Raw genomic sequence first — 7,781 nt, forward strand, 5'->3', positions numbered from 1 at the left:
TTGTCCGGGGCGGCGGGGTCGGTGGCCCGCCTCGGGGGCGGCGGGCCCACCTGGATCAGGCGTCCTGGCCGAGCCAGAGGTCGGGGCCGAACACCTCGTAGTGGATGTCGGCGGCCGGGACGCCCGCCGCGAGGAGCTGGCCGCGGACGGCGCGCAGGAAGGGCAGCGGGCCGCAGAGGTAGGCGGTGGTGCCCGCCGGGATCTCGACCGTGGACAGGTCGACCAGACCGGTGCGGTCGGCCGGCCAGTCGCCGAGCGGCCGCTCGTAGAAGACGTGCGCGGCGGCGTTCGGCAGCTTGGCGGTCAGCTGGGTGAGGTCGGCGCGGAAGGCGTGCGAGAGCTGGTCGCGGTCGCCGTGCACGGTGACGACCCGGCGGGTCGAGCCGGCGGCGGCGAGGCCGGCCAGCATCGCGGTCAGCGGCGTGTTGCCGATGCCGGCCGAGGCGAGCAGCACCGGGCCGTCGCCCTCGGCGAGCGCGACGTCGCCGAACGGCGGGGCGAGGTGGAGGACGTCACCGGCGCGCAGGGTCTCCTGCAGGTGGTTGGAGACCTCGCCGTCGGGGCCGCCCGCGATCTCGGCGGTGGCGCGCTTCACGCTGAACTGGAGCGCGCCGTCGGGGGCGCCGGAGAGGCTGTACTGGCGGATCTGCCGGGCGCCGTCCGGGAGTTCGGCGCGCACCGAGACGTACTGGCCGGGCTTGGCGGGCGGCAGCGGCTTGCCGTCGGCCGGGCGGACCAGGTAGGTGGTGACGTCGTCGGTCTCCTGGTAGCGGGCCACCACGGTGTAGGGGCGCCACAGGTCGGCCGGGTCGAGGCCCTGTGCGGCGGCGGACTCGTCGCGCAGGCGGTCCTCGATGGCGGTCAGCGCGTTGGCCATCAGCCAGTAGACCTCGTCCCAGGCGGCGGCGACCTCGGGGGTGACGGCCTCGCCGAGCACCTCGACGATCGCGGCGAACAGGTGCTCGTGGACGATCCGGTACTGGTCGTTGCTGATGCCGACCGAGACGTGCTTGTGGGCGATGCGGGCGAGCAGCGCGTCCGGACGGCTGTCGGGGGTGGCGATCAGCGCGGTCGCGAAGGCGGCTATCGAGCCCGCGAGCGCCTGCCGCTGGCTGCCGTTGGCCTGGTTGCCCCGGTTGAACAGGTCGCTCAGCAGCTCCGGGTGGGCGGCGAACATCTTCTGGTAGAAGAGCGGCGTGATGTCGCCGATCGCACCACCCACGACGGGCAGGGTGGCTTCGACGACCTCGGCGGACTTGGCGGACAGCATCGAATGCGCTCCAAACTGGAATCTGAGATTCGTATTTTCGGCCGTGCGGGTGCGCGGACCGGCGTGGGGAGGTGACGCGGTGCGACGGTGGGGCCGTGCGGTGGGGTGCCGCGTCGCGGCGGTGGGGCGTTGGGGTGTGCCGGAGCGCGTCAGCCGGTGGGGCCGGCGACGGGTTCGGGTCTCGGGGGGAGACCCGGTCTCAGGGTGAGGCCGAGCAGGACGGGCCCGGCCGGCGCGGTGACCAGATCGCCGATCGAGAGCGGGTCGAGGGTGGCGAAGAACGCCTCCTGCGCGGTGCGCAGGATCCCGCGCAGCCGACAGGCCGACCGCAGCGGGCACGGCGGTTCGTCCTCGCAGCCGACCACATCGCCCACTCCTTCCAGTTCGCGCAGCAGCCGCCCGAGCGAGCCGGTGCGACCGGCGGCGGTGAGGGACAGGCCCCCGCCGCGACCGCGCCGCGCCGACACCACGCCCAGGTGCTGCAGCCGGCTGACCACCTTGGCGGCGTGGGTGTACGGCACGCCGACCGCCTCGGCCACCTCACGGGTGGTCGGGTTGGCCTCCTCGTCGAGGACGGCCAGCCGCATGGCGATGCGGAGGGCGATGTCGGTGCTCTTGGTCAGCCTCACGTTCGAAAGGCTAGCGAATGCGACTCCAGGACTCCAATTTCCTGCACGCGTGACGCGCCGCAGCCGAACCGTAACCGCCCGGCGTGGTCCTGAGGCTGTCCGGCGGAGACGTCAACTGCTTTACTGGCCAAGCTCGTTCGGGGGAATTCCGTAGAGGAATGGGGGCATCATGGACAGTGGCACCCCACCGCCACCGCCGCCACAGGGACCACCGCCGTATCCGCCGCCGCGACCGTCCACCCCGCCACCGGGGTCTCAGCCGTCGGCGCCGTCGATCCCGCTCGGGCCGGTCCGGCCCGAGCCGCACGACACGCCGACCTACATCGGCCCGGCCTTCACCGCGCCCGCCGCCGCGTCGCCGTTCACCGCCGTGCCGCCGTCCGCCGCCGTGCCGCCGCCCGTCGGGCCCGCCGTGCCGGCGACGCCGGAGAACCTGCGCCACCAGGCCGGCCCCGTCCCCGGCGACGCCACCCGCTACCTGTGCGCCGCCGCCTGGCTGGACCGCCGCTTCCGCGCGGAGCTGATCGAGGAACTCGTCGAGCAGTCCTTCCGCATCCCCGCCCCCTCGCCCGGCACCGACCTGGTCCGGGTGCTGCACGAGGCCCTCACCGCCCGCCGCTGGGAGGCCTGGACCGGCGCGGCCTGCCTGCTCGTCCTCGCCGCCGGCTTCCCGCTGTTCGGCGTCGCCGCCGGCACCGCCACCGTGCTGCTGGTCCTGCTGCTGGGCGTGGCCGGCGGCCTGGGCGTGGACCGGATGGACCACCGGCTCGGCCTGGAGGTCGAGCGGCTGGTGATCGCCCCGCGCTCCCCGCGCCGAACCGGCCGCGGATCCGGCCTGGTCGCTGGGCTCGGCCAAGTCCTGGCCGTCGGCGTCCTGTTGACGGCCGCCATCGCGTACGTCATGGAAGGCGAGCTGGACGATCTCGACCCCGAGCTGCTCGCCGGTGTCTGGTACGCGCTGGTCGAACTGCTGCTGCTCTGGCTGGCCGCCGCCGTCCTCCGCTACCGGATCCGGCGCCGGCTGACCGCCTTCGGCGACGTCGGCGCCACCCCCGTCCCGCCCCCGCGGCCGCACGGCGCCCGCGCCGCCTGGCTGTACGCGCGGCTGCGCGAGCAGCAGAGCGGGCCCGAGCTGCTCTACCGCCGGCAGGCGCCGCTGGTCGGCCTCGGCCGGGCCGGGCGCACCTGGCGGATGACCTTCGAGCTGCGCCCCTCCGGTGAACGGGCCGCCCAGGGCCGCGCGCCCGAGCCGATCGACGCACACGTGCTCTACCGCACCATCGCCCAGCGGATCCGCGCGCTCGCCGAGGATCCGCGCTACCCCGAGGACCCGCTGCGCGGACTGTCCGTCACCGACCGGGTGTTCCGGCCCAGTCTGCGCGGCGACGACCCGGCCGGCTGGCTCGGCGCGATGTCCGGCCGGGCCGGCGACCAGGTGCTGCTCGAACCCGCCTGGGCGGACCTGCTGAGCCGCACCGGTCACGAGCGGCTGCGCCACTACCTGGCGGTCCGGGTCGGCTCCTGGCAGGAGGAGGTGGTGATCACCGTGCTGGTCCGGGCCACCACCCGGGGCGGACTGCTCTACCTGGAGTGGCTGCCCTACGTGCTGGAACCGGTCGCGCAGGCCTACCACGTGGTCGACCTGCTCGGGCGGCGCTCCGGTCCCGCGCACGCGGCCAACGCGCTCGGCTGGGCCGCCCGCCGGCTCGGCGGCGACCTCGGGATCGCCGTCGGCCAGCTGGGCGCGGTGCGGGCCTCGCGCGGCCGGGCGGCCCGCATGCGGCGCCGCTACCGCCACCTCACCCGGGCCGGCTACGCCGTCGACTACGCGCCCCGGCTCAGCGTGCGCGAACTCGGCGCCGGGGGCGAGTACCAGAACATCTTCCAGGCGCACGACGTGCAGCGCTTCCTCAACACCGTCGCCCAGCGGGTGTTCAGCGCGGTCGGCGACGAACTGCGGGCCCGCGGCTACGACAGCGCGGCCTTCGAGGAGCAGGCGCAGAGCATCACCAACGTCAACAACGGCGGCGTCCAGGTGGTGAACTCCACCGTGCAGGGCCCGGTCGCGGGCGGCGCCGGCGCGAACGTCAACATGACCAACGGAAAGGGCACCTGATGGAACAGCAGGCGGACGGCGCGAGCGGCGCGGGAGGCCCGGACGGCCCGCCGTCCGGCGGCAACCGGAACACCGGCGGCGTCCAGGTCGTCGGCTCCACCGTGCACGGCCACGTCGCCGGCGGCCAGGGCGCCACCGTGTCGATCGGCGCCGAGGCCGCCGCACCCGCCGGCCCGACCGGTCCCGAGGGCCTGCGGACGGCGGCCGAGTCGCTGCGCGCCGCGCTCGCCCGGCTGCGCGCCGAACAGCCGGGCGCCGTACCGGAGGAGGACGCGGAGGACGCCGACGCCGCGCTCGCCGGCATCCTCGACGAGGCGGCGCTCGACGATCCCCGGGAGGGTCCGCTGCGCCGCCGGGTCCGCACGGTGGCCGACGCGCTGCGCACGGTCGCGGTGCTCGCGGCGGCGGTGAGTGGCCTGGAGGCCGCTTTCGCCGCGCTGTTCGGGCAGATCTGAGGACCCGGCGGAACGTCTTCCTCCCGATCACGGTTACCATGCGCACCAAGGTGTCGCGCGGGCGGATTCGGCGCGCGACGCGGAGGGGCGAGGAACGGCCATCAACGGGGATGTACGGGAGGGGCGGGCATGTCGCGTGCTGACTGGGTGTCGGGAGAGCGGACGGGCGGACGGGGCGAGGACGGCTGGTCGGGGGTGGACCTGCGGATGGACGTCCCGCACTCGGCGCGGGTGTACGACTACCTGATCGGCGGCAAGACCAACTTCGAGCCGGACCGGGCCGCCGCGCACGCCTCCGTGAAGGCCTGGCCGGCCCTGCCGACCTCGATGCGGACCACTCGCGGCTTCATGGAGCGGGTGGTCCGCCACCTCGCCGAGCGGCACGGCGTGCGGCAGTTCCTGGACATCGGCGCGGGCATACCCACCTCGCCGAACGTGCACGAGGTCGCCCAGGAGGTGGCGCCGGAGTCCCGGGTGGTGTACGTCGACAACGACCCGATCGTGCTGACCCATGCCCGGGCGCTGATGTCCAGTCGGCCCGAGGGCCGCACCGCCTACCTGGACGCCGACCTGCGCGACGTCGACGCGATCCTGGAGTCGCCCCGGCTGCGGGAGGTCCTGGACCTCTCCCGGCCGGTGGCGCTCTCGCTGATCGCGATCGTGCACTTCGTCCTCGACGAGGACGACCCGCGGGGCATCGTGCGCCGCCTGATGGACCGGCTGGCGCCGGGCAGCTTCCTCGCCCTGACCGTCTTCACCGGTGACACCGACCCGGTGGGCGTCGGCGGGGTGGGCCGCGAGTACAACGCCCGGGGCATCCCGCTGCAGATCCGGGACCGGGCCGAGACGCTCGCCTTCTTCGACGGCTACGAGCTGCTGGACCCGGGGGTGACCCTGGTGCACCACTGGCACCCGGAGCCCGGCGCCGTGCCGGTCCGTGACCAGGACATCGCGATGTACGGCGGCGTGGCCGTCAAGCGCTGAACCCGCGCCGCCGGCCCCGCGTTCAGGCCGTTCGCGGTTCGCCGGTGATCTCGGCCATGACCTCGTCGTAGCGCTGGAAGAAGCGGGGGCCCGGGTGGCCGCCGTCGTGCTCGGCGCGGCGCAGCAGTCCCCAGCAGTCGGCGGTGAGCGCCCGGGCCTCGGCGCCGGGCCAGGGGCGGGGGAGGAGTTCGGGCGGCAGGAGCGGGTCCGGCGCGGTGGCGCGGGTGAACCCGTCGGCCAGCTCGACCGCGATCGCCAGCCGCTCGATCCGGGTCGGCGCGGCGCCCGGGGCCGTGCCGGTCAGCCGGGCGAGGCGGTCGGCGGCGAGGGCGGCCAGCCGGCGGTGGCCCTCGGCGAGGTCGTCCAGCGGCCAGAGGCGACGGGCCACGGCGTCCGGGCGGTCCTCCCCGGCGACGCGCAGGTCGGTGCTGGTGAGCAGTGTGACGCAGTCCCGGACGCCGAGGTGGTCGACCTCGGCCTCGACGTAGGGCTCCCAGGCGTTGGCGCTGACGTAGAGCCCGCCCTGGAGGGCCGCGCCGCCGAGCCGGACCAGGGCTTCCCGTAGGGCGTCGCGGGCGGCGCGGGCCGATTCGGGGACGGCGAAGGCGACGAGGTGCCAGCGGCCGTCCCAGGGCGCGAGCCCGGCGTCCTGGGCGTACATGTGGCGGACGAACTCGACCTCGGGTTCGGCGGACCGCCGGGCGTGGTCGGTCTCGCGCAGCACGGCGCGCCGGCCCCGGCCCTCCTGGACGAGCAGCCCGTCGGCGGCCATCCGCTTGACGCACAGGCGCACCTGCTGGTCGGTCATGCCCAGCTCTCCCGCGACGCCGTACAGCTCGCCGGCGTCGATGGTGCCGTCCGCCCGGACCATGCCCTCGACCAGGGTCCGGGTGGGCACCTCGGCCCGTCCTTCCTCGGTCATCGCCACCGTTCCTCCCGTTCGCCGTGTCGCCGTCCCGCCGTGCACCGGTGAGTGTAGTACGCTCGAAACTATCGACAGATAAACGATCGTTTCGAAGGTGATAGAAATGGCGAAGTCAGGTGACCGGACGGCGAGCGGCGGACGCCGATGGCTTCGATGGCTGCTCGGGTCCGGGCTGGCCCTGGTGCTGCTGGCGGCGGGAGCGGGCGGCTGGGTGGTGTACGCCAACAGCTACGACCTGCGGGAGGAGCGGGTGACCGTCACCGGAGGCGCCCAGCCGCTGGACGGGGTGCTGGCCAGGCCGGAGGGCGGGCGCGGGCCGTACGGGCTCGTCGTGTTCGTGCACGGCGACGGCCCGCAGGACGCCACCCACGACACCTTCTACCGGCCGATCTGGGAGTCCCTGGCCAAGGCCGGCTACGCCTCGCTGTCCTGGAACAAGCCGGGCGTCGGCGGCGCGCCGGGCGACTGGCTCGACCAGAGCATGGAGGACCGGGCCGCCGAGACGGCCGCCGCGATCGCCTGGGCGAAGGGGCGGTCCGACATCGATCCGGACCGGATCGGCCTGTGGGGCGCCAGCCAGGCCGGCTGGGTGATGCCCAAGGTGGCCGACCGGGTGCCCGGGGTCCGCTTCGTCATCGGCGCCGGGGTCGCGGTCAACTGGCTCCAGCAGGGGCGCTACGACCTGCTGACCGACCTGGAGGACGAGCACGCGCCGCAGGAGCGGGTCGACGCCGCGCTCGCCCGCCGCGAGCGGGTGAACGAGCAGTTGCGGTCGGGTGCGACCTATCAGCACGCGCGTGCCGTGCTGGGCGCGGACATCGACGGGATCGGCGCCGAGCGCTGGTCCTTCGTCCAGCGGAACTTCACCTCCGACGCCACCGCGGACCTGTCCGCCCTGAAGGTGCCGGTCATGCTGGCGCTCGGCGAGCGCGACCGCAACGTCGACATCGCCGACACCGAGGCCGCGTACCGCCGGCTGCTCGTCCGCCCCGGTCAGCTGACCGTCCACCGCTACCCGGGCGCCACCCACGGCATCGCGCACCCCTGGGCCGAGGACGGCTCGCCGCGCGGCCTGCTGGTCGCGGTGGCCGCGCCGCGATCGGTCTACGCGGACGGCTACCTCGACGACGTGCGGCGCTTCGTGGCGGCCGTCGCGCCGGTGCCGGGGTGGCACTGACGGTTCGAATGGTTACTTCATGACCGGACTTGAACGGTTGGCGACAATCCCGGTCATCTCCTGACGCTTCGTCAATTCACTGTCTACGCTTCGGCCGATCCGGGCGAGCCGGGATGGTTCCCCCTTCCCGGGTCGCCCGAAGCGACCGGGCGCCGCCCGGAGAACCGACGAGTCTGGAGATCCCGTTGACCACACGCCCCTCCCCGCGCCGCTCCTGGACGGCCG

General features: G+C 74.6%; 7 protein-coding genes. 4 read left to right on the forward strand and 3 right to left on the reverse strand.

Annotation, left to right across the window (positions count from 1 at the left end; genetic code table 11):
* Positions 1–55 precede the first annotated feature (55 nt).
* Positions 56–1,270: a globin domain-containing protein gene (locus tag ABD308_RS33080; protein WP_344343286.1), complete on the reverse strand. Its 1,215-nt coding sequence runs from the start codon at positions 1,268–1,270 to the stop codon at positions 56–58.
* A 149-nt stretch (positions 1,271–1,419) separates the two neighbouring features.
* Positions 1,420–1,899, reverse strand: a complete 480-nt coding sequence (locus ABD308_RS33085) for an RrF2 family transcriptional regulator (RefSeq protein WP_344343288.1) — start codon at positions 1,897–1,899, stop codon at positions 1,420–1,422.
* 169 nt (positions 1,900–2,068) lie between these two features.
* On the opposite strand from ABD308_RS33085, the gene ABD308_RS33090 reads away from it, so the two are divergent.
* From ABD308_RS33090 to ABD308_RS33100, 3 genes are all read left to right on the forward strand, one after another.
* Positions 2,069–4,015, forward strand: a complete 1,947-nt coding sequence (locus tag ABD308_RS33090) for a hypothetical protein (RefSeq protein ID WP_344343290.1) — start codon at positions 2,069–2,071, stop codon at positions 4,013–4,015.
* Positions 4,015–4,470, forward strand: coding sequence for a hypothetical protein (locus ABD308_RS33095; RefSeq protein ID WP_344343292.1), 456 nt, complete (start codon positions 4,015–4,017; stop codon positions 4,468–4,470). Before ABD308_RS33090 ends, ABD308_RS33095 begins: the two co-directional genes overlap by 1 nt.
* Positions 4,471–4,677: 207 nt before the next feature.
* Positions 4,678–5,454, forward strand: a complete 777-nt coding sequence (locus ABD308_RS33100; protein WP_344343310.1) for an SAM-dependent methyltransferase — start codon at positions 4,678–4,680, stop codon at positions 5,452–5,454.
* A 22-nt stretch (positions 5,455–5,476) separates the two neighbouring features.
* On the opposite strand, the gene ABD308_RS33105 is transcribed toward ABD308_RS33100, so the two are convergent.
* The gene (locus tag ABD308_RS33105) at positions 5,477–6,376 is read right to left on the reverse strand and encodes a PaaX family transcriptional regulator C-terminal domain-containing protein (RefSeq protein ID WP_344343294.1); all 900 of its coding nucleotides are present in this window, start codon (positions 6,374–6,376) and stop codon (positions 5,477–5,479) included.
* Between the two features lie 106 nt (positions 6,377–6,482).
* Between ABD308_RS33105 and ABD308_RS33110 the strand changes: the two genes are divergently transcribed.
* Positions 6,483–7,556: an alpha/beta hydrolase family protein gene (locus ABD308_RS33110; RefSeq protein WP_344343296.1), complete on the forward strand. Its 1,074-nt coding sequence runs from the start codon at positions 6,483–6,485 to the stop codon at positions 7,554–7,556.
* The last annotated feature ends 225 nt before the right edge of the window (positions 7,557–7,781 follow it).

Source organism: Kitasatospora putterlickiae, assembly GCF_039527695.1.
GTDB lineage: Bacteria > Actinomycetota > Actinomycetes > Streptomycetales > Streptomycetaceae > Kitasatospora > Kitasatospora putterlickiae.